Consider the following 22,832-nt stretch of genomic DNA (forward strand, 5'->3'; position numbering starts at 1 on the left):
GATCAAAGAGAGCATCGATGCCATTTTTAGCACAAGTAGAGCAAAGTTTATTGAAGAATGGGTTAGCGTTAGATGGCCTACAGGGTTATCTCAACACTATACATCAACACAAAATCGATTATTCCGATCTCTATTTTCAAGGTAGTCGCCATGAGTCTTGGGTGCTGGAAGACGGCATCATTAAAGACGGTAGTTTCCACATTGAACGCGGTGTGGGTGTGCGTGCTATTAGCGGTGAAAAAACCGGCTTTGCTTATGCCGACGATATTACACCAGCCGCCTTAAGCGCCGCAGCAGAGGCCGCGCGTGGTATTGCTAGCGCAGGCGAGCAAACTCAAGTTCGCGCATTTAAGCGCCGTAAGGCATTAGCCTTGTACGACAGTTTAGATCCCATTGCCGCGATGGAAGAAGTCAAAAAGATTAATCTGCTAAAAGAAGCCGATGCTTTTATTCGCAGTTTAGATAGCCGCATTATCCAAGTGGTTGTTAGCTTGGCGGGTGTGCACGAAGAAATTTTAATTGCCGCAAGTGACGGTACGCTAGCGGCCGATATTCGCCCTTTAGTGCGCTTTAATTGCAGCGTGATTCTAGAAGAAAACGGTAAACGTGAGCGTGGCGGTGCAGGTGGCGGTGGTCGCCATGACTACGGCGTATTAATGGCCAGCGACGATACTGGTTTACCTATGTGTTTTGCCTTTGCTCGCGAAGCGGTGCGTCAAGCGCAGGTCAACCTCAATGCTATCGATGCGCCAGCGGGCGAAATGCCAGTGGTGTTAGGCAATGGCTGGCCGGGCGTATTGCTTCATGAAGCCGTGGGTCATGGTTTAGAGGGCGACTTTAACCGTAAGGGCAGCAGTGCTTTCAGCGGTAAAATGGGGCAACTCGTTGCCTCTAAATTAGTGACTGTGGTTGATGATGGTACTTTACTTAATCGTCGCGGTTCACTTAGCATTGACGATGAAGGTGTTCCGACCCAAAGAACCGTATTAATTGAAGACGGTATTTTAAAGGGTTATATCCAAGACAAACTCAATGCACGCTTGATGGGTGTGGCACCAACGGGTAACGGTCGCCGCGAATCTTACGCACATTTGCCTATGCCGCGTATGACCAATACCTATATGACGGCGGGTGAGTCAGATCCAAGTGAGATCATTAAATCGGTCAAAAAGGGCATTTACGCCCCTAACTTTGGTGGCGGCCAAGTGGATATTACCTCGGGTAAGTTTGTATTCTCCGCATCTGAAGCCTATTTGATTGAAAATGGTGAAGTGACTCAAGCAATTAAGGGCGCAACCTTAATCGGCAATGGTCCAGAGGCGATGAGCCAAATTTCGATGGTCGGTAACGACATGGCGTTAGATCAAGGCGTTGGCGTTTGTGGTAAAGATGGACAAAGCGTACCCGTGGGCGTTGGTCAACCGACCTTGAAGTTAGATCGTTTAACTGTGGGCGGTACGGCATAGTTCAGTTTCGTCATTGTCTTTATACCCAAACAACCTGAAGAGGCTACAGTGCCAATCTTCAGGTAGCTTGGGTATATAGCTGCTTACTATGATGGATGTTATCATTCGCAAATGTAAATAGAGTAACTACTCTAGAGGTGTTAATGAAACTATCAAAAGTGGCTTGGTTATGCCTTCTATCATTGCCTTTGGCGAGTCATGCACAGCCGATTAGCTTTACCGACGCTTGGCAACAAATGCTAAAAGTGAGCGATAAGCTACAGGCGCAATCGCAGGAAGTTAACCGTGCTAAGGGTGAGCAAGAGGCTGGCGAGAGCTTAAATCTGCCCTCGTTGAGCATTAATGGTAGCTATACCCACCTTGAAAAACCCATCGAACTCGATCTTCGTGATCTCAATCCTCTAGCCTCACTTGATCCTGCGACGTTACCGCCAGCTCTTGGCGGAGCACTAGCAGGTATTCCGGGGTCAATGTTTGTCACGCCTTTTACCGAGCAAGATATCTTCCGAGCTAGCTTGCAAGCCATGTGGCCAATTTATACCGGTGGGCAGATCACTGCCGCTCAAGGTATACAGGCCGCTATGGTGGCCGAGAAACAGCAAGAGTTGCAATTAGTCACGCGCGATTTATTTACTTTACTGGTAGACAGATACTACGCCGTTGATGTCACTCAGGCGTTAGTGAGCACGCAAACTGAGCTAGTAAGCTCGCTAACTAAGCATGTTGACCATGCGTTAGCGTTAGAGCGAGAAGGGCAAATCGCTAAGGTTGAACGACTAAATGCACAAGTTGCCTTAGACAATGCCAAAGTTAATTTAGGCAGTGCTCGCCGCCAGCACGAAATGGCAGTCATCGCTCTGTCACGCATGTTGCAGCAAAGCGATGTTGGCACGCAGTCACCTTTATTTGTTTTGCCGCATGCGCCGTCCTTAGATCAGCTTACTCAAGTGACCCTGAGCCAACATCCGGCGCTAAAATTACTCGAAGCAAAAGAGACACAAGCCAATGGCTTGGTTTCATTAGAGCAGGGCAAGTATCACCCCAGTGTATTCCTGTTTGGTAATTACACGCTTTACGAAGATGACAGCCTATTTTCTCAGGTAGAACCTGATTGGATGGTCGGCGTTGGCGTTAAAGTGCCAATACTGAGCCGTGATGGTCGTAGCGGTAAGGTTGAAGCGGCGAAAAGCGCCTTATTGCAAGCCCGTTACACTAAGGCACAAACGCGGCAGGATTTAAGTCTGTTAGTGGATCAAAGTTATCGCCAATTATTACAAGCTGAAGAAGAAGTAAAAGCGCTCGATACTTCATTTGAACTGGCCACTGAAAATCTGCGCCTGCGAGAAATAGCGTTTAATCAAGGGCTTTCTACGTCTATTGACAGAGTCGATGCTGAGCTGAAACTGAGCGCCGTTAACACTCAACAGCTGGCTGCCCGTTATCGTTATGTGCAAGCCTATGCTCGATTAATGGCCATTAGTGGTCAACTAGATGAATTTATTGGTCGCACCGCTGACCGCACACTGTCGCAGGAGACAAACAATGCGCGCTAACAGAATACTTGCCTTGGTGGGGTTGGTCGCATTAGGCCTTATTTTAGCCTACGGCCTTAAGTTGGCTTACAGCCCGCAGCCGAGCTTATTGCAGGGGCAGATTGAAGCGCGCGAATATAACGTCTCTTCTAAGGTTCCTGGCCGCGTTGAGCAAGTGCTCGTTCGCCGCGGCGATCGTGTGGCTGAAGGTGATTTATTATTCGCTATCCACAGCCCAGAATTAGACGCTAAGTTAATGCAGGCCGAAGGTGGCCGCGACGCCGCCAAAGCGAAACAATCGGAAGCCGACAACGGCGCTCGTCGCCAAGAGATCATGGCGGCTAAAGAACAATGGCTTAAAGCCCAAGCGGCGGCAACGCTCGCTAAAACGACCTATAACCGGGTGGAAAACTTGTTCAATGAAGGCGTGGCAGCAAGACAAAAACGCGATGAAGCCTTTACCCAATGGCAGGCAGCAAAATATACAGAACAAGCGGCGCTAGCCATGTATCAAATGGCGCAGGAAGGCGCGCGCGTTGAACTTAAAGCCGCAGCGGCGGGTAATGCGCGTATGGCTGAGGGCGCGGTGAAAGAGGTTAGCGCGATTATGCAAGATAGCCAAATGCGCGCCCCAAAAACGGGCGAAATCAGCGATGTACTCTTGCAAGCGGGTGAATTGGCACCAAGTGGTTTTCCCATCGTGAGCCTGATTGATATGCAAGATGCGTGGGCGGTGTTCCAAGTGCGAGAAGATCAGCTTAAAGGCTTTAAAAAAGGTCAAAAAATTCAGCTGAACATTCCGGCGCTCGAGCAGGATATTGAATTTACAGTGTCGCATATTAGCGTCATGGGTGAGTTTGCCACATGGCGCTCGACCGAAAGTGGCCACGATTTTGATATGCGTACCTTCGAGGTTGAATTGCGTCCAAGCCAGCCAATTAGCGACCTACGTGTCGGTATGTCTGTTTTACTGCGTGGTGAGTAAGGGCTGTGACTGAACGCACGCCAGACACCAATACGGTGGACAATAGTAAGCAGTCACCATCGCGCATTAGTTTTATCGCGTTGGTGCGCCGTGAGCTGCGCGCCCTGTGGCACGACCCTTGGCAATTAGCTTTAGTCAGTTATATTCCGCTGTTAGGGATTTTTTGCCTGTGGTGGTTATTCAGTGCTGGTTTGCCAAGGCAGCTGCCGGTGGCGATTGTCGATCAAGATCATAGTCAACTGAGCCGTATGCTGACCCGTCAGTTGAAGGCTAATCCTGTGACTGAGCCACAAAACTTTATCGATCTCACTGCGGCTGTAACGGCCATGCAGCAGGCAAAAGTCTACGCGATTGTGGTTTTTCCCTATGATATGAAAAAAGATTTACTCACGGGTCATAAACCTACGATAGATGTGCGCTATAACAGTCAGTTTTTACTGGTGGGTAAGTTACTCTCAAGCCAAATTCAGCTGAGCCTTGGCGAAGGCTTATTGCATGTTGCGGGCTTAAAGCAGTTGGCTAGCGGGACGCCAAAATCCCAAGTGGCGGTCAATTTAAGTCCAGTCAAAAGTCAAACTACGGCGCTGTTTAACCGAAATAATAATTACATTGGCTTTTTAGTGCCGCCAGTGCTGGTGGCGCTGTGGCAGCTATTATCGATGTTAGTGATGGCTAACAGCTTAAATCGAGAGTTGCACTTAAACCCAATGAATGTCGATTCTGATACTTATCATGGCGTATCAAATGTGCTGACCGTGGCTTTTTGGCCTAAAGTGCTGGCGAAAATGGTGTTATTTACGCCGATATTAATGCTGCAAGGCGGCTTTATCCTAGTGTGGCTGTACCTGTATCTCGGATTACCAGTTGCAGGCAGTTTAGCCTCACTACTGTTAGCGCAATCAGTGATGTTACTGGCGGTATGGAGCTTAGTGCTATTGGTATTTGTGGTGATGCGCGATAGTGCGCGAGTGATTAGCTTTTGCACGGCCTTATTCGCCCCCGCCTTTGCCTTTATGGGGATCACGTTTCCCACCCATGAAATGCCACAATTGGCCCAGTGGTGGCGACTTATCATGCCATCGAGTCATTATATTGAGTCCCATGTGAGCGTTGTCAGTTATGGCGCTGCATTACCGAATGTGGCGAGCCAGCTCAGCAGCTATTGGGGCTTTCTCTGCCTGTTGCCGGTGATTTATTTTCTATCACGTAAATTACTGCCTATTACAGCTAACGCGACTAGCGTGGTAACCGTATATGACTCTGATGCAACTCAGCCAGCAAAGGGGCAATAGGATGAATATGTGGCAACTGATGTTGACTGAACTTAGAGCCATCATTAGCGATAAAGCTATTGCGGTAACCTTATTTGGCGGCGTACTGTTTTATTCGGTGTTATATCCGTTACCTTATTTGCACCAAGTACCGACCGAACAACAACTGATCGTGGTGGATTTAGACCATTCTTCTTTAAGTCGTCAGTTGATCCGCCATGCCGATGCCAGCGCAAAAATCCAAGTGATAGGGAAAGTTGGTTCAATCGCCGCAGCAAAGCATTATATTGAGACAGGTAAAGCCCATGGTTTATTGGTGATCCCAGAAGGGTTTCGCCGCGACTTACTGCTGGGTAAAGGCGTAACCTTAAGTTATGGTGGCGATGCTAGCTACTTCTTGATTTATTCTGCGGTTGCCGAAGGCTTAGTCAGTGCGGGGATGGACGCGGGCAAGCAAGTACAGTTAATTGGGATGTTGGCTCAGGGGCAAAATCCTAAGCAAGCACAGCAAAGCTTAAATTCGATTCACCTTAATAGTGTGCCCGCCTTTAATCCTAGTTTAGGTTATACGCCCTATGTAGTACCTGGGCTGTTTTTGCTGATTTTGCATCAAACCTTACTGATAGGCACAGGTATTTTAGGGGCAGGACAATGGCGCCAAAAGGGCTATTGGCAGCAGGTATCACCTGTACAGTTGATATGTGGTCGAATACTCGCCTTTATGTTGATTTATATATGTTTTACTAGCTTTTATGTCGGTTACTGTTACCACTGGTATAACGTGAGTATTCAAGCCAGTCTTGGTTTAGTTGCGCTGTGGCTATTGCCTTTTTTACTGGCGACCGCCGCTGCAGGTATCGCGATGAGCAGCTTATTTACTCGTCGCGATTTACCGACCCAAGTATTGTTGTTGATTTCTATGCCGATCCTATTTGTATCTGGTTTTGTTTGGCCGCTGGCATTGATCCCTGAACCTTTAGTGTTAGGTTCGCAGTTTATCCCTGCAGTACCCGCAATTATGGGCATGCTAGAACTCAATCAAATGGGCGCAACTTGGGCGAGTGTGATGCCAAAATGGCTACAACTCTGGGGCTTGTTTGTCGTCTTTTTTGGTTTAGCTATTTTGGGGGTTAAACGCAGAGTTAGGTTATTACAAGCGCAAGTGGGTTAGTGTTTTGGAGCCATTGATAAGCACTATCTTGCCAGTAACACGCAGTATATCTATTGATATCGACTCAACCTCTGCTCACTTGGTCGCGGCTTTCTAGCGCACTAATTCATAACGCCTAATTCATATCGCACTAGTTCAGCAGGCTGATAAGAGTATTGATCAACAGGCTGAACTCATTTTCCAAAAAAATACCCGCTTGAGCGGGTATTTTTTTAAGAGAAAAAGCAGCTTGCTATAGCAAGCTGACGTCAAATTTTAACTCTGATGTGTTACCACTAGGTGTTTTAACCGTGATCAATACTTGGCTATTCATTGACAGTGCATTTTTTTCAAGAGAGAAACTCGTGGTAGCTGCATCGGCTTTATTGGTTTTGCTCACAGTAAATGGGTTATAGACGAGCTTACCTTCCGTTACTGTTACGCCAAGGGTGGTTGCTGATGGCATAATTTGATCGGCATCATCATAAAATTGAACGGTGAATTTACCACTTATCCCTGCGTTAATAGGTTTGATTGCGCTGAGATTATCCAGAATATTTTGCCCTTTACGGTCTTCATATACTTTCACGCCATCTTGCCAGAGAGTGAAGTATGCCTTTGAGCCCGACATGACCATGACTACCGCTTTGCGTACATAGGTTTTATTGGCTTGATTTAAACCACATAAATTTTTGACACATTGGGGGCCATTAAAAAGACCATCGGCGCCGGAATAAGTGACGGCAGCAAGATTATCAAAATAAGGTTCACCTGAGTCGTAGGCAAAGTTTTCGTTATCATCCCGAAAAGCGGTTGGTAAATCGCTAAAGCCGGAACTGTGGAATGTCTCAATATCTAAGCCGTTGCCGCTACAGCTAACTGGTGTGCCATCTTGTAAACACGCCTTTATGACGGCAGTGCCATCGGCGGCATCAAATTGGTTGTTACCGTTAGTATCGAAGAAGGTTTCGTGACCTAGAGCATAGGCTAAAACAGTTATGCGGTGATCTGTGACTCGAGGGTTAGATGATGTCCAATTTACGCTACAGGCACCATCTAGGGTTAAGCAGCTAGGCTCTATTTGGCCACCTTCAGTAGTGAAGTTGACGGTGGTATCATTTGGTGCTGGGTTACCGAAACTATCTGAAAGTCTGGCTGTAACTGTGACCTTTTCTCCGTCAATACTAGCAGTCTCAGGATTGGGATTACTGCTCGATAGGCTAAATCCAAGCTGTTGCGGTAAGCCAGTATTGATTGTCAGTTGCTCCGATTGACTAGTAATAACCTCTTTAGTATCGGCATCAACGGCTGTGGCAACCACGCGTACAGGTGTGGGCACAGTGCCCGATAACACGCGCACACTTGTGATGCCTTGGGAGTTAGTTTGGCCTTGAGCATTAGCGGTGCCATTAGCAAAACTTAAGCCGCCAACAACGGTATCAAGTTCAAAACTCACCTTTTGTTGCGCTGCAGGTTGTCCATTAGCACTGGTGACTTTAAAGCTGACTAAAGAGGATTCGTTTGAACCTGTGCCGCCCGCACCTTTGATACGAATTTGCTTAGGCTCAGCTGATTCAAAACTTAAGCTAGCAAGCGTTTGGCGTTGCAAGGTAAACGGGAAACTCGCCGTGAGTGTTTGATTGCCTACCACTGTTGTGGCAATAATCTGGTCGCTACGTTCACTATTACCACTACATTTAGTGTCTTGGAAAGTTGAACTGGCATTACCCGATAAGGTGGTCACTGGCGTATCAAGGGTCGCACTATTGTTGCTGGTGCAATCAGAGCTAAAGCTGATTGAAGAAGGGGATTGCACTCGCGTAATGGTGCCATCATTAGCCACTAACACTAAACTTGCGTTCACGCCAAAACTGCCTCCGGCGCTGACCTTGTAAGTGCCATTAGTATCGGCTGTTAAGGTGCTTGCCAAGGTGTTTTCATTGAATACTGTGCCATTGAACGAGCCGAGTTTCAGCGTACCTTCTTGATTGACCGCATCTTTACTCAATACTTCATACAAACTGCTGGTTTGCAGCGATTGACCTTGATAGTCAGCGGTTACCGTTAAGGTGTTTGCCCCTAATTCAGTCGCACTTGGCGTGTAGGTCACCTGCGCAATGCCTTGGGTGTCGGTCAATGTACTTGCTGGATTAAGCGCTGCTGAACCTGCAGTAAACGTGACTTTAACGCCGTCGATGCCGTTACTTGCGCTATCGAGCAATATGGCTTGCAGTTGCACTGACTCGTCGACTTTAAAACGAGTCACTAAAGCTGAGTTGTTTAAAATACTGGCGCTGAGTTTAGGTGTTGCTGGAATTGGAGAGGTGCCATCAACAGTAGTTAAAAACTCAAAATTACGTGTAGCTGTTAGCGCCGTTGTGGAATCATTTGGGGTTGTCGTTGCAGTAATTGTCCCTGCATTGACAAGTAAATCAGGATTACTAATGATAATAATGGCTTCACCGTTATTATCGGTTAGTTTGCTACTCGGTGTTAATACACCAAGGTCTGTCGTAAAGTCGACTTTCTGATTACTGACGGTGGCGGAGCCTTTTTTTAACTTCGCGACGGCACAAAACTTTGTCTCTTTAGGAAAGCTTTGGCGTGACGTAAAACTAGCGCATTCAGAACCTGATAAGGTTGTAAAGTCGATAGACAGTTTATAGATACCGTCAGTGGCATCTGTGCCACCGTTATCTTCGTCCGCAGGGCCATTACAGGCCCCAAGTCCAAATAGTCCAATAAAAAGCAAAGCTAGGCTACATAACGTTTTGCTAAGTCGCATAAGCAACATCCTTGTGAGCTGAAGTTGATTAGTCTTGAATTTCGCTGCGTAGGTATTTAAACAGCTCTTTAGATGATTTTGAATCGGTACCTTTAGCGAGTTCCTTGGTGGCTTGACGCACCAAAGTACGCAGTTTTTGTCTATCTAATTGCGGATAATGCTCGACTACGGTTTGAATTTCTTCGTCACCTTGGGTCAGTAAGCGTTCACGCATTTTTTCGAACATTTGTAACTTAGCTGTCTCGTTGTTGTTTTTATTCAACACGATAGCGAGTGACGCTTTAATTGGTTCGATATCAAAATTACGCATCAACTTGCCGATATACTGCATGTGGCGACGATAAGCCTCAGTATTGACCTTGATTTTACGCGTTTGCAGAATAGCGTCGTACAAAAACTCATCCAGCTCGATTTTATCTAGCTGAGTCTTGCTCAGTGAAACAAGCTCCATACCGACTTTTTGCACGGCTTCGCTATCACGCTTGTCCGTTGTTTTGCTGCTGACATAATCTTCATCGATGTCGTAGGGCTGTTTAAAATGTTCTGAATCACCAACAATCTTCATATAGATAAAACCTCAAGTAATATACTGGCTAATAATAACATCCCCAGCTAAAAATCGCCTAGGTGAATGTGCTGATTCCGAGATTGCTGCCCGTTTTCTGTTAGACACTACGTTTTCAGCTATTTTCAGTGCAGCCACCTTATTGGCTGCGGGTTAGCACGAATAATTAATGTGAATGGGATTTGTGTTTGTTATGCTACGACCATTGCCGACAACGAAAGAGTAGCTTTGTGTCTTTAAATCGAATCGATAGTGAATTAGGCGCGCTGAAAGATGCGGTGGCCGTGGCGCTGGAATATGCCAATAAATTAGGAACGAGCGCTGCCGAAGTGGCGATCAGTAAACAGCAAGGTTTGTCGGTTTCTACCCGTTTAAAAGAAATCGAAACCGTTGAATTTAATAAAGATGGTGCATTAGGGATTACGGTTTACCGCGATGGTTGCAAAGGCAGCTCATCGACATCAGATTTGAGCCCTGAGGCGATTGCCTTAGCGGTAAAAGCGGCCGATGATATTGCCCGTTATACTTCGCCCGATCCTTTCAGTGGTCTTGCCGACAAAGCATTAATGGCAACGAAGATCCGCGATCTGCAACTATATTATCCAGAAGATATTTCCCCTGATGAGTTAGCGCAACTGGCTATTCGCGCCGAAACTGCGGCGCTTGATGCCGATCCGCGTATCAATAATTCTGACGGCGCCAGCGCCAATGCCCATACGTCGGTTAAAGTGTACGGTAATAGCCATGGTTTTTTGAACGGCTATTGCAGCTCGCGTTATAGTTTGAGCTGTAGCGTTATTGGTGAAGACAGTGACGGCAATATGCAACGGGATTACGATTACACTATCGCCCGTAAATTCAGCGAGATGCTTGCACCTGAAACCGTAGGCTTAAAAACCGCCGAGAAAACCGTCAGTCGTCTTGGCGCCCGTAAAATCGCCACAACTCGCTTACCGATTTTATTAGCCCCAGATATTGCAACAGGCTTAATCGGCCACTTTATCGGCGCGATCAGTGGCGGCAGTATTTATCGTAAATCCAGTTTCTTACTGGACTCTATCAATACTCAAATATTCCCCGATTGGTTTAATATCGAAGAACAGCCGCATTTACTCGGCGCCCTAGCGAGTGCGAACTACGATAGCGAAGGCGTGGCGACTCAAGACAGACGTATTATCGACCGTGGTATGTTAGAAACCTATTTGCTGACTAGCTATTCGGCGCGTAAGTTAGGTTTAACTAATACAGGCCATGCGGGTGGGATCTATAACTGGACACTCGCCCATACGGGCCAAACCTTTGACGAATTGGTAAAAAACATGGGCACAGGCTTGATTGTGACCGAAGTTATGGGCCAAGGCGTTAATATGGTGACGGGCGATTATTCTCGCGGCGCTGCAGGTTTTTACGTCGAAAATGGTGAGATCCAATATCCAGTTGAAGAGATCACCATAGCGGGCAACTTGAAAGAGATGTTCCGCGGTGTGCAAGCCGTGAGTAAGGATTTTGATCTGCGCTCATCGATTCGTACCGGTGGTATTTTGTTATCTGAGATGAAAATCGCGGGTAACTAATGGGTATTGTTTTAGATAGCGTTTAGCTAATTTTAGCGACTGATTGTGAATGCGTTTAGCGCATAAAAAAGGGCAAGCGATGAGTTATTTCATCTGCTTGCCCTTTTTTGTGGCTTAAGGATTAATCAGTTAGCTTAAAACGCATAGCTTGCGCTGAGCTCGAATGAGCGGCCAGCCCCTGCAATTTGGTTAAAGCCATTGCTGTTATCTACCTTAAACTCGGCAATACTGATACCGCCCAGTGGTAACTCATAGTCGCTGTTGAGCAGGTTATTGACCGCGAAGCTGACGCTAAAATCTTGCCATTTCATACTGCTGTTCAAATTGATCAATGAGTAGCTGTCAGTTTCATTTTCGAGGCGGCGGTCATCGATACGATCTTTATTCGCCACCCATTGCCATGAAAGGCGATTTTCCCATTGACCTAACTGATGTTGCAGTGCCAGCTCAGTTTGCAAGGGTTTTATTTGGTATAAAGGCTCATTGCCTTTATCTCGTTCACCGCGGGTCACATTTACGTTGCCTGCAACTTGCCATTTGCCGCCGCTCGTTTCAGCAAATAGATAAAGTGCGTTGAACTTAGCGCCATAAAGATTGGCATCGAGGTTGGTAAACTTAAGCAGATTACGTTTATCTGTTGGTGTATTGCTATTAAAGCTGCCGATCACTTCTGCATCAACATAATCGGTGACGGTGGTATACCAAGCCGTGGTAGAGGCTTGCCAACGATCGCCATTATATTTATAGGCCGCGCTTAGTGTATGGGCTGTTTCAGGCTTAAGATCTGCATTACCCACATAACCATTACCATCGCCATACCAACCGATCATCTTGGTCGCCATAGCACCAAGACCCCAACTGTAGCGTTCGTACAAATTGGGTGTACGATTTTTACGAGCTAAGCCGAACTCGAGTTGTTGATTAGTCGATAATTGGTAGCGGGCCAGCAAGGTGGCATCAATAAGATTGTCATCACGTTTTCTGTCCATCGCATTAAAGGCCTGCGCCGCTGCGGCATCCATATTAGGCATGCCCATCATCGGCGTTTGGCTATAGGCTTGGACCTCTCCGGTGTTGGTGGTGACATACTCGTAGCGAATGCCCGCCGATAACCACCAGTTTGTACTCATATCTTGCTGCCATTCGCCATAAATAGCAGCGCGGCGGCGTTCACCATCGTTGATATTGATATAGTCATTAGGTGCCATCATAGTGCCCGGCACCGCAGGCCAAACATCATTCAGTTGATAAAGATAGAATTCTTGGCCGACTAATAACGTGCTGTTATCACCCATTGGCAAGCGCCAGTGCAATTGATAGCTGTAGTCGTCACCCTCAGTGTTCATTGGCATTTTGCCGATTTTTTCTGGGGTGAAAAAGCCCATTTCGTGCTTCACACCATGCCAGTTGAGTTGGGCACTGAACTCACCGTCATCGTCGAGTTTGAGTTGATAGCGGGCGAGGGCACCGTAACTCTTATTATCTGTCATATCCATGTATTGGTTAGGAAAACCTTGAAATGGAATATATTGGTGTGTCAGTTTGATGGCTAACTCTTGCGTATCATCACGCCATGCTGCGGTCAGCGCATGGTTTTGGGCGCGGTACAGCGTGTCTAACACTTTGTCGCCATTGCCATCTTTATAACTGTTGGCATCTTCATAGGCGCCTTGGTAACTAAGGCTGACATTTTTGCTGGCCACTGTCGCTTGGGCACCGAGTAACAAGGCGTCACTCACGCTGCGATATCCTGTTGAAATATCGCCGCTATTCCACTTAATCGTCTCGCTTTCACCAAACTTAGGATTCAGGCTACTAACCTTAATCACGCCTGCAATATTGTCGCCACCGGCACTAACGGGTGATACGCCCGCAATCACTTCCGCTATGGTGATTTGATTGGCTGAGATATAAGAAAGCGGTGGATTCATTTGGTTTGCACAAGAAGCGGTGATGTCTGCGCCATCAACGAGCACTTTGATACGATCGCCCATCATGCCATTGAGAATAGGCAAGGCTGATACACCTCCCGCTTCAGAGAAATCTACCCCTTGCCCTTTGAGTAAATTTTCAGCTGAACCGAGTGCATTACGGTTTGCGATCGTTTGGCCATGGACTGTTAAGCGTTCAATATTAGCTAATTCGCTAGCGTCAGCCATCGCGTGCGGCATAGATACTAACCCCATCGCCATCGCGACAGATGAATACAGTATTGACGTTTTAAAGGGATGGGATAAACGCGAGAAATATACAGCCATGTGATGACCTTTCATTGATTAGGATTCATTGTACGGCATTATAATCAACCCCTTAGGATTGTAGGTGCGACATATTGTCGCAGAGATAGCATCAAGGAGAACGATGGCGGGAATGTTAAGTCGCGTACGATATTTTTAGGTTGGGGGTTGGGGCTCTATACATATCCCCATATTGGGCTATAGTGGCCTAGTTAACCAAGTGGCTTATTATTTCAACCGTTCTACGTCATCTTTGGAGGTGCAATGAACAAGCAAAATACGGTGGTCGTGACCATAGAACACGATAGTGGACGAGGCAAAATTGCCGACAATGCCTTAAAAGCATTGGTGACTAGCCCTCTGTTTCGGACTCGAACCGAGAGAGCGAAAAAGGGCAAAGGGTCATACAACCGTAAAGACAAGGCATTTAAAATGAGTAACCGAAAGGGGCATCAGCACAAGGGCGATGCCCCTTTTGACTTTCTAGGTTTGAGTTTTTGTTAGTCTGTTTTTTTATCGGTTTAACTCATTGTTCTATACCCCGCTAATTCTGCCCGTTTATGCTATTTCGCCAATCTCAACTTCCGTCTTTACACTTAAATCAGCCTTATGCTTGATAGTCGTCTTTCTTCGGGCTCATTAGTTTGGAATGAACTGGTACTTTTGCCTTGAGCGAGTATGGTTAATCACAGAGGTTTTTCGTAAAGGAGAGATGCATGTCAGCGCAATATCGAATCGAGCACGACACTATGGGCGAGGTAAAAGTCCCTGCAGATTGCTACTGGGGGGCGCAGACCGAGCGTTCACGGCAGCATTTTCGTATTGGTGCTAGCGCATCTATGCCGATTGAAGTAATCCATGCGTTTGGTTACTTGAAAAAAGCCGCCGCTATCACTAATCAACAGTTGGGCACCTTAACTGCGGATAAAGCGCAATTAATTGCTAAAGTGTGTGATGAGTTAATTGCTGGTGAGCTGGATACACAATTTCCCTTAGTGATTTGGCAAACGGGCTCCGGCACGCAAACCAATATGAACGTCAATGAAGTGATTGCCTATCGCGGTCATGTGCTCAGCGGCGGGCAACTCAGCGATGCGGTCAAATACTTACACCCCAATGACGATGTTAACCGCTCACAATCCTCTAATGATACTTTTCCTACTGCTATGCATATTGCAGCTTATCGCCAAGCCGTTGAACTTGTTTTGCCTTGCATGACGTTATTGCAGCAGAGCTTGCAGGATAAGGCTGATGAGTTTGCATCTATCGTTAAAATCGGCCGTACACATTTTATGGATGCAACACCGTTAACTTTAGGCCAAGAGTTTTCGGGTTACGCGGCGCAGTTAAGTCATGCTATCGAAGCTATTAAGCACAGTCTTAAGCGCGTAGCCGAGTTAGCCTTAGGCGCGACTGCTGTGGGTACTGGGCTTAACACGCATAAGGATTACGCGGTTAAGGTGGCTGGCAATATCGCAAAACTCACAGGTTTACCGTTAGCGACTGCGCCAAATAAGTTTGCCGCGCTTGCCGCCCACGATGAATTAGTTGCGCTGTCGGCGGCCTATAAAGTGGCGGCGGTCAGCTTAATGAAGATTGCAAATGATATTAGGATGTTAGGTTCTGGCCCGCGCTGCGGCATCGGTGAGTTATTACTGCCTGAAAATGAACCGGGTTCATCCATTATGCCGGGCAAAGTCAACCCGACTCAGGTCGAGGCCATGACTATGGTGTGCGCGCAAATTATGGGTAACGACGTTGCCGTCGGTATTGGCGGCAGTAATGGTCAGTTTGAGCTCAACGTGTTTAAGCCGATGATTATTGCTAATGTGCTGCAATCGGGGCGCTTATTGGGCGATGCCTGCCAGTCATTTAACGAACATTGCGTGGTCGGCATAGTGGCGAATGAGCCGCAGATTGCTCAGCATGTGGAAAATTCGCTGATGTTAGTTACGGCGCTCAATCAACACATTGGTTATGAAAAAGCCGCTAAGATAGCCAAAAAAGCCCATGTTGAGCACAAAACATTGCGCCAAGCGGCATTAGAGCTTGAGTTGGTGACCGCAGAAGAGTTCATGCTTTGGGTCGATGCGAATAAAATGCTAGGGCCAGATGCTTGATGTCTAATACTTCAAGTCTAAGGAATCAAATCATAGGGTTCAAATCAGAGGATTAGGCGCTGATATAAATGCAGATCTAGAAACTGATTAAAGGCATCCGTAACGCTAGTGCGTAAACTGTATTGAATGATAAAAAACAAAAAGCGAACCTGTGGTTCGCTTTTTTAGTAATCGCATGTCTTATATTAAGACTGGTTTAGTCTTGGGTATCAGCGTCTACTACTTCAGCCCACAGATCGTGCTCATCTGAGTGAGTAATGCGCGCACGCACTAACATGCCGGCCTCAAGCTCAGTTTCACCATTGATAAACACCATGCCGTCGATTTCTGGTGCGTCGGCAAAGCTGCGACCAATGGCGCCTTCTTCGTCTACATCGTCAATCAGAATGTCTAAGGTACGGCCAATGAAACGGGCTAAACGCTCGGCGCTGATTTCAGCTTGGACTTCCATAAATCTGTGGTATCTGTCTTCTTTCACTTCTTCGCTGATAAGCTCGGCGATGGTGTTTGCGACAGCGCCATCGACTTCTGAATACTTAAAGCAACCAACGCGATCCAGACGTGCTTCTTTTAAGAAATCGAGTAGGATTTGGAAATCTTCTTCAGTTTCACCTGGAAAGCCAACAATGAACGTTGAGCGGATCACTAAGTCTGGGCAGATTTCGCGCCAGCGTTGAATCGCTTCTAACTGACGGTCAACACGGCCTGGACGCTTCATCATCTTCAGGATACGTGGGCTTGCATGCTGCATTGGAATATCCAAATACGGCAGGATTAAACCTTCCGCCATCAGCGGGATCAAATCGTCAACCCAAGGGTATGGATAGATATAATGCAAACGCACCCAAGCGCCCATTTTTCCAAGGTGGCGAGCTAGGCTAGTAATGTCTTGTTTAACGGGCATACCGTTCCAAAAATCGGTACGACCACCTTTGTCTTTGCCGTAGGCCGAAGTGTCTTGGCTCACAACGAGAATTTCTTGTACGCCAGATTCCACTAAACGTTTGGCTTCATCTAAGATGCTGCCCGCTGGGCGGCTATCTAAGTCACCACGCAGTGAAGGAATAATGCAGAAAGTGCAACGGTTGTCGCAACCTTCTGAAATCTTCAAATAAGCGTAATGCTTAGGCGTTAACTTAACCCCTGTTTGTGGGATTAATGAGGTGAAAGGATTGTGTTCTGGCTTAGGCACATACTTATGAACATGCTTTAACACGGCTTCGTAGCTGTGTGGTCCAGTGATTTCTAATACATCTGGATGCACTTCACGGATTTGGTTTTCTTTAGCGCCAAGACAGCCAGTTACAATCACTTTGCCGTTTTCTTCTAGGGCTTCACGTATCGCATCAAGGGACTCTTCAACCGCAGCATCAATAAAGCCGCAGGTATTGACGATAACCAGATCGGCATTGTCATAAGTATTAGTCACTTCGTAGCCGTCGATGCGTAATTGAGTCAGAATTCGCTCAGAATCCACGAGGTTTTTTGGGCAACCCAAAGATATGAAACCAATGCGATTTCCAGTAGCAACAGCATTAGTGCTGGCAGCTTCTAATGTTTTTACTGGGATATCAAGCGTGGTTGTTTGCTTGGGTTTAAAAGTTTGAACTGTCATGGTTTCTCGCTGAGGTTTAAAGCAACCTTAAAAAAGTTGGCGGATTATACCTGAAGTGATTAAAAGGTACAGTAAATTTGGCTGAAAAGTGTACAGTTGAAAGGCGAGTATATGAAGTCGTCTTTAGCCCTATTTTGTTTATGGATATAAGAATAAGCGCTAGTGCAGCATCGCAGCGTTGGGGCGCACTAAAAAATATAAATGTTTTTTATCAATATTTGTTATAAACATTAACCCTTTTGATTTTGCCCTGCGTTTATAGGGAAGTATCAGGATTAACGGTGAAGGTTGGTATCCGGTTTCTTGTTTTCGCTATCCCATGTTAACGCTGGGATTTTAGATATTATTTTTGGAGTCAGTGATGAAACAATCCTTTTTAGCAATATTCGTGGCCGGTAGTTTATTTTCTAGCATGCTGATAGCTCCCGCTGTACTGGCGGCTGAGGTTGATTTCCCACATATTGAAACGCTGGGCGTCAGTCAAATACAAGTCGAACCCGATATGGCCGATTTGACGGTAGAAGTGGCGGTTACTGAAAAAACCGCTAAAGCCGCTAAAGATAATTCTGATGCCGCCGTGGCGAAGTTTATCGCTCGGCTTACTGCAGCGGGTGTGACTAAAGATCAAATTCAAAGTGCCAACTTAAATCTACAACCACAATACGTATATGTGCAGGATAAAGCGCCTGAACTGTCGGGTTACACTGCCAGTCGCCAAATTACCGTGACAATAACAGATTTAAGTCGACTGAATACTATTTTAGACTCGGCCTTAGAAGAGGGTATGAATCGGGTAAATAATATTGCTCTAAAGTCGAGTAAAGAAGCTGAATATGTTGCCAAGGCTCGCCAAGCTGCGATTGTTGATGCTAAACAAAAAGCTGAGTCTTTGGCTAAAGGCTTTGGGGAAAGTCTTGGTAAAATTTGGCAGATCCGTTATTACGATCAACGTCCTGTGCAACCTGTCATGTTGCGTATGAATGCTAAAGCTGAAGCCATGGGGACGACTGAGAGTTATCAATACGGTCAAGTGAGCATTGAAGATAGAGTTGAAGTGATTTATAAGCTGAAATAACAAATAAATAGCAGTTATTGATATGGGCGAACCACGTAGGTTTTGCCCTATCTTATTGACTTAGTTTTCAAGCTTGATTTGTAGATGTTTTTATTTGTCAGTTATATTGCATCAGTTATATTGCAATAGTGGAGTATAGGATTGGCAAAATTAACAATTTATCTCCACTAACTCTAGCTGCCATATTCAGGAGACCGTTTATGGATTTTCCCGCACGTATAAAACAACAAACTTGCATGGATTGCTTAAGTGGCCAGTCGCTAGGATTTGAAATTAGAATGGCATTCCAGCCAATTATTCATTGGCCGAGTCAGCAGATTAGTGGCTATGAAGCCCTTGTTAGAGGCCCTGATGGGCAGGGTGCTGCATGGGTATTTGAACGAATTAATGACGAAAATAAATATTATTTTGATCAGGCTTGCCGCGTTAAAGCGATAGAAACGGCTTCAAGGCTGGGGCTCGATAAGATGCTCAGTATCAATTTTTTGCCCAATGCGGTCTATAACCCTGAAACTTGTATCCGCGCGACCATTGAAGCTGCTGATATCTATGGCTTTGATATCCGAAAAATAATGTTTGAAGTGATTGAAGGCGAGCAAATCGTTGACCTTAATAAATTAATCCGTATTTTTGAAAGTTATGCCAAGCGTGGGTTTATTACGGCTATTGATGATTTTGGCAGTGGTTATGCAGATATCAGTTGGCTGGAAGCCTTACGTCCGCACGTATTAAAATTGGATATGAATTTGATCCGCGACATTCATTTAGAACCCGCTAAACAGCTAGTCGTCGATGATATTTTACGCATGTGCCTTGAGCAGAACACCACAGTATTAGCTGAAGGCATTGAGATTGAAGCTGAACTTAATTATCTCGCTGCCATAGGGATTGAATATTTTCAAGGTTACTACTTTGCTAAACCGCAACTTGAGCATCTGAGTACTTTTGCTGAACTCAACTTTCATGCGCTAACGTAAAATGCGTTAGCTCTACTGTAGCGGGGCGCTTAAGTTAAGATTTATTCTATCACCGTGACTTGTGCAGTAACCGTAGATGGGCAATTGGTTGTTTCTGATGTGGTCGAACTGATATATCATGCGCCACCTAAAATTGCCCCGTGAATGTTCCGCTACTATGTCTTCTAACGCGCTCTATACCGATTTATCCGCTTATTACGATTTAATGTGCAGTGATATCAACTATCAACAGCAAAGTGCTAGCATTCATCGTTTACAACAATTCTTAGGTAATAATGGTCTTCAGCACCTTGATTTAGCCTGTGGCACGGGTCCGCATGTACGAAATTTTATCGACTTTGGTTACCAATGTAGTGGTTTAGATATCAATCAGCCTATGCTTGATATGGCGATGCGCCGTTGTCCTGAAGCACAGTTTAACCTCCACGATATGACCGCTTTTCACCTTGAACAGCGCGTCGACCTGATTACCTGTTTTTTATATTCTATCCATTACAGCCAAAGTATTGAGCGCCTTAAAAGTTGTATTGCCAGTGTACACAGTGCGCTCAACGACGGTGGTTTATTCTGTTTTAACAGCGTTGATAAACACAAAATCGATAACACCACTTCGGTTAAGCATTTTACCGAGTTTGAAGCTCATCACTTTGCTTTTGAGTCAGGCTGGCATTATGGCGGTGAAGGCGAGCAACAGCTTTTAAAATTGAATATTGCCAAAAGTCGCCAACCGTTTATGGCTAGTCTAGCAGACGCTTTACCACTATTTGATACACCAGATGCAGGTTTGCAAGAGATAGAACTATGGCAAGATCAACATACCATGGTCGCCACCAGTTTTACTGAGTTACAGCAATTGTTAGCCCCTTATTTTGACGTACATATTTTTGAACATGATTATGAAAAAATTGTGCCGTGGGATTGTGTATCCGGTAATGCATTGTTTGTTTGCGTGAAGATTTAATCTTTTGTTGAAGGTTTGACAACTGGACATAGCTTGCTCGTCAGTTAAATAAAGAGTTATGCCTATTTATCATTTATATTATTTCATTTTATTAATATAAATGATAAATAATATCGTTAAATGTAGCTTATTTGTTGTGTTTTTATTTTTCCTCGGAAATAGTTACAAATACATAGGCAATAAATACATTTAGACAGCGTTTAGTCGCGATAGAGTTATATGAATATGAGACTAACATAGGTCTTGGTAAGTGTTTCCTATTTAATTTACATTAGATATTTTTTACTCTAATTGGTTGGTTTAAAATGTTTTTTGTTTGACTGTTCTTGTTTGTAAACATTAGTTAATTAAGTTTGGCATTACTCTTGTATTGTATCTAGCGTATTTAAATAATTAACTAGGAGTTCTTTATGAAAAATAACATTTTAACTTTAGCAGCTGTGATTTCTTTAGCCTCTTTTAGTGCATATTCTCATGCTGATAACATGAGCAACAGTGATGCCGCAGAAAACGGAATCTATGTCGGCGCTAACTACGGTTATTTAAAAGTCGATGGCGATGATGATTTTGATGATAATAGTGATGTAATGCAGGGGCTTGTTGGTTATAAGTTTAATAAATATCTTGCCCTTGAAGGTAGTTACATTAACTTTGGTGACTATGGTAATGGTGTAGCAAATGCCGAAACCGATGGTTATACGGCAGCTATTAAAGTTATGCTTCCGATTGCTGACCGAGTAGAGCTATATGCTAAAGGTGGTCAGTTATGGTATTCGACAGATTATGACGTCGTCGGTTTTTCTGGTAATGACGATGGCGAAGGTGTATTCGCCGGTGCCGGTGTGGCATTTAAAGTCACAGATCGATTTTTAATTAATGCTGAGTACACTTGGTATGATGCAGATATTAATGTTGATAATGTCGCCAATGGCGGAAAAACAGATACCGACTTTAATCAAGCCAGTATCGGTGTTGAATATCGTTTCTAATTAGTAGTTTGTAATATTTATAGTTCAAGTGCTAATTATTAAGGCGTGACACTTAAAGTGTCACGCCTTTTTTATTTTATTTTATTTTATTTTATTGTAAATTTTAGTTGATTTCGCTTATTTTAAAATACAAAATGCCCAATGAGATTCATCAGGCGTTTTAGGTGGAACTAAGAGTCAACTGATTTTAATACTAGATGCTTAAATTAATTACATCTAAGGGATTTAGAGTAGATTAATTAGTAAGTTTCATAGGAGAAGTACCAACCATTTGACAGTGGCATATCAAAATAATAGCGTTCCATCTTATCTCTCACGCTAGCTTTATCAGTTTTATCATCATATAACTTGGGGTTTTTTAGGTTGAAATTTAAATAAAATACGTTGACTGCATTAAAAGCACCCTCACCAAAATAAATGAGTTGTAAACTACATTCCCCATCTCTCCGGTCAATATAAATAGAATCTCTTTCTAGTTGTTTTAAATTATTAGCTATAATTGGGTATTTCTTATCGTTGCTGGTAATCTCTACGATTTCTCCACTAGCAAGATCCTCAAATTGAGAACACGATTGCTTTGCTAGCTCATTATACAGAACTGAATTATCGTAATAATGTTTTATAACTTCATCATCTGTAACATTATGATGTGAACAACCAGATATTATCAATAAAATTAGCAATAACATTTTTTCCATGAAAATACCTCTAAATTCAGTTAATGTCTTTTAGTTGCAACATACCAACAAAATCTCACTGTACCACTTTGTACTAAACACCATGCTTCTCCTCCAGAAGGTTCGCTTCATAAATATCAGCCCCTGGCGGCAACTCCGAGGGAGGTGAACTTCTGTCGTCGCGGTGTTGGCCGCAATCCCATGAGAGCTATGGATGTTCTTCTTTGTCTGTCATTACGGCCTTACGGCCGAGGTGAATCAAAGTCGTGGGGTTTCACCCCTGATTTTTAATAAAGAGTCGACCAAGGAGGATAGGACTGCTCGTCCTATCCTCCTTCCTATTTATAAACAATCAGCCATGACGCCCCAACGGAGTTGAAAGCCCCTTCGGCAATTAGCGCGCTCTTATGCTATCGCATCAGACGCTCGTCCCTGATTCGACTGACGCTATCTCGGCATCTGATAGGCAGAATGCCTGAATATCGTGAAGTGCATGGAGGCTCGAGAACTACCATGCCTCGATCACGCAACGAACGCAAATGCCCTGCGGCAACTCCGAGGGGAGGCGAACTTCTGACACCGCGGTGTTGGCCGTGATTCCAAGACCGTTATGCATGTCCCATCTTTGCCGCTTAAATTTTATTTTTACTTTTTTGGTTGAAAATGCGACATAGTATATTGAATGCTCTATTCAGCATAAGATAATGTATAAGCACTTAGGAAATGCTTGGTGTACTAGAATGAATCAAAATTAGAGTGCACCATTCAGGGATGAAAAACTAATCAGTAGTCTCTAATGTTCTTGATAAGTTAATTTCAGCCAGTTATTAAAAATGTTTTTAATAAATTGAAT

General features: G+C 44.9%; 17 protein-coding genes. 12 read left to right on the forward strand and 5 right to left on the reverse strand.

Annotation, left to right across the window (positions count from 1 at the left end; all coding sequences use genetic code 11):
• Positions 1 to 17 precede the first annotated feature (17 nt).
• The 5 genes from tldD (at position 18) to C9I43_RS00700 (ending at position 6,425) form a co-directional block, all read left to right on the forward strand.
• Entirely contained in the window at positions 18 to 1,466 is a 1,449-nt protein-coding gene (tldD, locus tag C9I43_RS00680; protein WP_107881459.1) for a metalloprotease TldD, read from the forward strand.
• Positions 1,467 to 1,609: 143 nt separating this feature from the next.
• Positions 1,610 to 3,019 carry a TolC family protein gene (locus tag C9I43_RS00685; RefSeq protein ID WP_107881460.1) on the forward strand — a complete coding sequence of 470 codons (1,410 nt, stop codon included), beginning with the start codon at positions 1,610 to 1,612 and terminating at the stop codon, positions 3,017 to 3,019.
• On the forward strand, positions 3,009 to 3,983 hold the full coding sequence (locus tag C9I43_RS00690) for an HlyD family secretion protein (RefSeq protein ID WP_107881461.1): 975 nt from the start codon (positions 3,009 to 3,011) through the stop codon (positions 3,981 to 3,983). The genes C9I43_RS00685 and C9I43_RS00690 overlap by 11 nt, the downstream gene beginning before the upstream one ends.
• A gap of 65 nt (positions 3,984 to 4,048) precedes the next feature.
• Entirely contained in the window at positions 4,049 to 5,275 is a 1,227-nt protein-coding gene (locus C9I43_RS00695; RefSeq protein ID WP_258191981.1) for an ABC transporter permease, read from the forward strand.
• A 1-nt stretch (position 5,276) separates the two neighbouring features.
• Positions 5,277 to 6,425, forward strand: a complete 1,149-nt coding sequence (locus C9I43_RS00700) for an ABC transporter permease (protein WP_107881463.1) — start codon at positions 5,277 to 5,279, stop codon at positions 6,423 to 6,425.
• Between the two features lie 232 nt (positions 6,426 to 6,657).
• Here C9I43_RS00700 and C9I43_RS00705 read toward each other — a convergent pair whose 3' ends face one another.
• Complete coding sequence (locus tag C9I43_RS00705; RefSeq protein ID WP_107881465.1) at positions 6,658 to 9,189, reverse strand: Ig-like domain-containing protein; 2,532 nt, start codon at positions 9,187 to 9,189, stop codon at positions 6,658 to 6,660.
• Between the two features lie 28 nt (positions 9,190 to 9,217).
• Complete coding sequence (gene yjgA / locus C9I43_RS00710; RefSeq protein WP_107881467.1) at positions 9,218 to 9,754, reverse strand: ribosome biogenesis factor YjgA; 537 nt, start codon at positions 9,752 to 9,754, stop codon at positions 9,218 to 9,220.
• A gap of 230 nt (positions 9,755 to 9,984) precedes the next feature.
• Here yjgA and pmbA point away from each other — a divergent pair, with 230 nt between their 5' ends.
• On the forward strand, positions 9,985 to 11,328 hold the full coding sequence (pmbA, locus tag C9I43_RS00715; protein ID WP_107881469.1) for a metalloprotease PmbA: 1,344 nt from the start codon (positions 9,985 to 9,987) through the stop codon (positions 11,326 to 11,328).
• A gap of 134 nt (positions 11,329 to 11,462) precedes the next feature.
• Here pmbA and C9I43_RS00720 read toward each other — a convergent pair whose 3' ends face one another.
• Positions 11,463 to 13,586 carry a TonB-dependent receptor gene (locus C9I43_RS00720; protein ID WP_107883982.1) on the reverse strand — a complete coding sequence of 708 codons (2,124 nt, stop codon included), beginning with the start codon at positions 13,584 to 13,586 and terminating at the stop codon, positions 11,463 to 11,465.
• A gap of 243 nt (positions 13,587 to 13,829) precedes the next feature.
• Between C9I43_RS00720 and C9I43_RS00725 the strand changes: the two genes are divergently transcribed.
• Together C9I43_RS00725 and fumC are read left to right on the forward strand one after the other, a co-directional pair.
• Positions 13,830 to 14,069: a ribosome alternative rescue factor ArfA gene (locus C9I43_RS00725; protein WP_107881471.1), complete on the forward strand. Its 240-nt coding sequence runs from the start codon at positions 13,830 to 13,832 to the stop codon at positions 14,067 to 14,069.
• 212 nt (positions 14,070 to 14,281) lie between these two features.
• Positions 14,282 to 15,685, forward strand: a complete 1,404-nt coding sequence (fumC, locus tag C9I43_RS00730; protein WP_107881473.1) for a class II fumarate hydratase — start codon at positions 14,282 to 14,284, stop codon at positions 15,683 to 15,685.
• 196 nt (positions 15,686 to 15,881) lie between these two features.
• Here the strand turns inward: fumC and rimO are convergent, their stop codons facing one another.
• The gene (gene rimO, locus C9I43_RS00735; RefSeq protein WP_076499195.1) at positions 15,882 to 17,300 is read right to left on the reverse strand and encodes a 30S ribosomal protein S12 methylthiotransferase RimO; all 1,419 of its coding nucleotides are present in this window, start codon (positions 17,298 to 17,300) and stop codon (positions 15,882 to 15,884) included.
• 361 nt (positions 17,301 to 17,661) lie between these two features.
• On the opposite strand from rimO, the gene C9I43_RS00740 reads away from it, so the two are divergent.
• From C9I43_RS00740 to C9I43_RS00755, 4 genes are all read left to right on the forward strand, one after another.
• Entirely contained in the window at positions 17,662 to 18,375 is a 714-nt protein-coding gene (locus C9I43_RS00740) for an oxidative stress defense protein (protein ID WP_107881475.1), read from the forward strand.
• A gap of 200 nt (positions 18,376 to 18,575) precedes the next feature.
• Positions 18,576 to 19,352: an EAL domain-containing protein gene (locus C9I43_RS00745; protein WP_107881477.1), complete on the forward strand. Its 777-nt coding sequence runs from the start codon at positions 18,576 to 18,578 to the stop codon at positions 19,350 to 19,352.
• 157 nt (positions 19,353 to 19,509) lie between these two features.
• Positions 19,510 to 20,313, forward strand: a complete 804-nt coding sequence (locus C9I43_RS00750; protein ID WP_107881479.1) for a class I SAM-dependent DNA methyltransferase — start codon at positions 19,510 to 19,512, stop codon at positions 20,311 to 20,313.
• Between the two features lie 410 nt (positions 20,314 to 20,723).
• Positions 20,724 to 21,302 (forward strand): porin family protein, encoded by a 579-nt coding sequence (locus tag C9I43_RS00755; RefSeq protein ID WP_076499187.1) that lies wholly within the window; start codon positions 20,724 to 20,726, stop codon positions 21,300 to 21,302.
• Between the two features lie 239 nt (positions 21,303 to 21,541).
• Here the strand turns inward: C9I43_RS00755 and C9I43_RS00760 are convergent, their stop codons facing one another.
• On the reverse strand, positions 21,542 to 22,000 hold the full coding sequence (locus tag C9I43_RS00760; protein WP_107881481.1) for a hypothetical protein: 459 nt from the start codon (positions 21,998 to 22,000) through the stop codon (positions 21,542 to 21,544).
• Positions 22,001 to 22,832 lie beyond the last annotated feature (832 nt).

This window comes from Shewanella morhuae (assembly GCF_003028295.1).
GTDB classification, from domain to species: domain Bacteria; phylum Pseudomonadota; class Gammaproteobacteria; order Enterobacterales; family Shewanellaceae; genus Shewanella; species Shewanella morhuae.

Excerpts from the sequence above, each read along its gene's own strand:
- fumC (WP_107881473.1), top strand. The coding sequence starts at position 14,282 with ATGTCAGCGCAATATCGAATCGAGCACGACACTATGGGCGAGGTAAAA.
- C9I43_RS00700 (WP_107881463.1), top strand. The coding sequence starts at position 5,277 with ATGAATATGTGGCAACTGATGTTGACTGAACTTAGAGCCATCATTAGC.
- tldD (WP_107881459.1), top strand. The coding sequence starts at position 18 with ATGCCATTTTTAGCACAAGTAGAGCAAAGTTTATTGAAGAATGGGTTA.
- C9I43_RS00705 (WP_107881465.1), bottom strand. The coding sequence starts at position 9,189 with ATGCGACTTAGCAAAACGTTATGTAGCCTAGCTTTGCTTTTTATTGGA.
- C9I43_RS00685 (WP_107881460.1), top strand. The coding sequence starts at position 1,610 with ATGAAACTATCAAAAGTGGCTTGGTTATGCCTTCTATCATTGCCTTTG.
- C9I43_RS00755 (WP_076499187.1), top strand. The coding sequence starts at position 20,724 with ATGAAAAATAACATTTTAACTTTAGCAGCTGTGATTTCTTTAGCCTCT.
- C9I43_RS00745 (WP_107881477.1), top strand. The coding sequence starts at position 18,576 with ATGGATTTTCCCGCACGTATAAAACAACAAACTTGCATGGATTGCTTA.
- C9I43_RS00750 (WP_107881479.1), top strand. The coding sequence starts at position 19,510 with ATGTCTTCTAACGCGCTCTATACCGATTTATCCGCTTATTACGATTTA.
- C9I43_RS00740 (WP_107881475.1), top strand. The coding sequence starts at position 17,662 with ATGAAACAATCCTTTTTAGCAATATTCGTGGCCGGTAGTTTATTTTCT.
- yjgA (WP_107881467.1), bottom strand. The coding sequence starts at position 9,754 with ATGAAGATTGTTGGTGATTCAGAACATTTTAAACAGCCCTACGACATC.
- C9I43_RS00725 (WP_107881471.1), top strand. The coding sequence starts at position 13,830 with ATGAACAAGCAAAATACGGTGGTCGTGACCATAGAACACGATAGTGGA.
- rimO (WP_076499195.1), bottom strand. The coding sequence starts at position 17,300 with ATGACAGTTCAAACTTTTAAACCCAAGCAAACAACCACGCTTGATATC.
- C9I43_RS00760 (WP_107881481.1), bottom strand. The coding sequence starts at position 22,000 with ATGGAAAAAATGTTATTGCTAATTTTATTGATAATATCTGGTTGTTCA.
- C9I43_RS00690 (WP_107881461.1), top strand. The coding sequence starts at position 3,009 with ATGCGCGCTAACAGAATACTTGCCTTGGTGGGGTTGGTCGCATTAGGC.
- C9I43_RS00720 (WP_107883982.1), bottom strand. The coding sequence starts at position 13,586 with ATGGCTGTATATTTCTCGCGTTTATCCCATCCCTTTAAAACGTCAATA.